Genomic DNA, 1,384 nt, shown 5'->3' with positions numbered 1-1,384 from the left:
ATCCCCAACTCAGGCGTTATTTATTCCCCAGTCCATTTAAAGTTATCGCAAAACTATCCAATCTCATTATGTGAGAGTTTGATCAATTTAATTTCGTCAATCCGTTTCTCTTTCTGTCTTTCATTCGATAACTTTCACCCTTGATATTCATCGTCGTACAATGGTGAAGTATCCTATCTAGAATCGCCGCTGCAATCACATGATCCTGAAAAATCTCTCCCCATTCTCCAAATGACTTGTTTGAAGTAAAAATGGTTGATGCCCGTTCATATCTCCTGGAAATAAGTTGAAAGAAGCAGTATGCTGCCTGCGAATCAAATGGGAGATACCCAATTTCATCGATAATCAGAACCTTGGGTTTGACCAGTTTTTTCAGATACCTATCAAGCTGATCTTGTCGATATGCTTCTTTCAATCTTTCAATCAGAACAGAGGCATTGATGAATAAGACCTGAAATCCTGCTTCAATTGCTGCAATACCAAGTCCTATCGCCAGATGTGTTTTCCCCACTCCTGGCGGTCCAAGGAATACGACATTTTCTGCTTGCTGAACAAATCTCAGGGTTGAGAGATCCCGAACCACCGTGGCGTCGATGGATGGTTGAAACGAGAAATCAAAATTTTCATTCCTCTTCACAATCGGAAAACCTGCGTATCTCATCCTGGTTGAAATAGTTGAACTGACCCGGTTCTTCCATTCCATTTCAGCAAGATACCCAATTGTTTCCAAAGGAGTCATCTTTTCAGCCATAGCTCGTTCTAATGTAGGTTCAAGGATCGTTTCCATCGTCAGTAATTTCAGATTCGTCAGGTGAAGATGCACCTGATCAAGAAGAAGTACTGTCATCTACTTCCCTCCAATAATTTGATCGTATTCTGAAAGAGAACGTTTTATTACAGCAGTATCTTCAAACGGTTTTTTACTGGAAATGATGACCGGAGGCATTTTGCCATACGATTCATCTCTTGCTGCTTTGAGAAGACCTTCAAAATGTTCTTTTTGCCTGGAGACCTGATGTCTACCTTCAATGAGTCGATGTTCACAAATCTGAATACCATCTGACTCAACAATTACCCGTTCTCCAAAAATTTCTACAGTAACATTTTGGCGGGCATATTTCCAAGGAACTGAGTACCGGTTACCAAAGATAGAGATAAAACAGTCCTTTGAGACTTGTCGCTCTTCTCTTCGCTTAACGATATATGGAGGGATTGATTGTATTTGGGTGAGATTTTCATCCTGAAACCGGACTAAAGGGATCTCAAATGTTGTTCCATGTTCTTGATTGTTAACTTTCTCCATCCAGCGTTTTGCCTGGGTGTTGAGGTATTTAATAGACGAAAATGCTCGGCCATAAAGCACATTAATTTTTATAAACCAGAT

2 protein-coding genes are annotated in these 1,384 nt (G+C 40.2%); both read right to left on the bottom strand.

Going from position 1 to position 1,384, the window contains the following annotated elements; all coding sequences use genetic code 11:
• Positions 1-82 precede the first annotated feature (82 nt).
• The gene (gene istB, locus DLD82_RS18005; protein ID WP_109942514.1) at positions 83-847 is read right to left on the bottom strand and encodes an IS21-like element helper ATPase IstB; all 765 of its coding nucleotides are present in this window, start codon (positions 845-847) and stop codon (positions 83-85) included.
• Positions 848-1,384 (bottom strand): Mu transposase domain-containing protein (locus DLD82_RS18000; protein WP_455324068.1); only part of this gene is annotated, 537 nt, incomplete at its 5' end.

The organism is Methanospirillum stamsii (assembly GCF_003173335.1).
In the GTDB taxonomy this organism is placed as follows: Archaea; Halobacteriota; Methanomicrobia; order Methanomicrobiales; family Methanospirillaceae; genus Methanospirillum; species Methanospirillum stamsii.
This window is presented reverse-complemented; position numbering and strand designations above follow the sequence as displayed.

Coding starts and splice junctions, on each gene's coding strand:
- istB (WP_109942514.1), bottom strand. CDS start 847: ATGACAGTACTTCTTCTTGATCAGGTGCATCTTCACCTGACGAATCTG.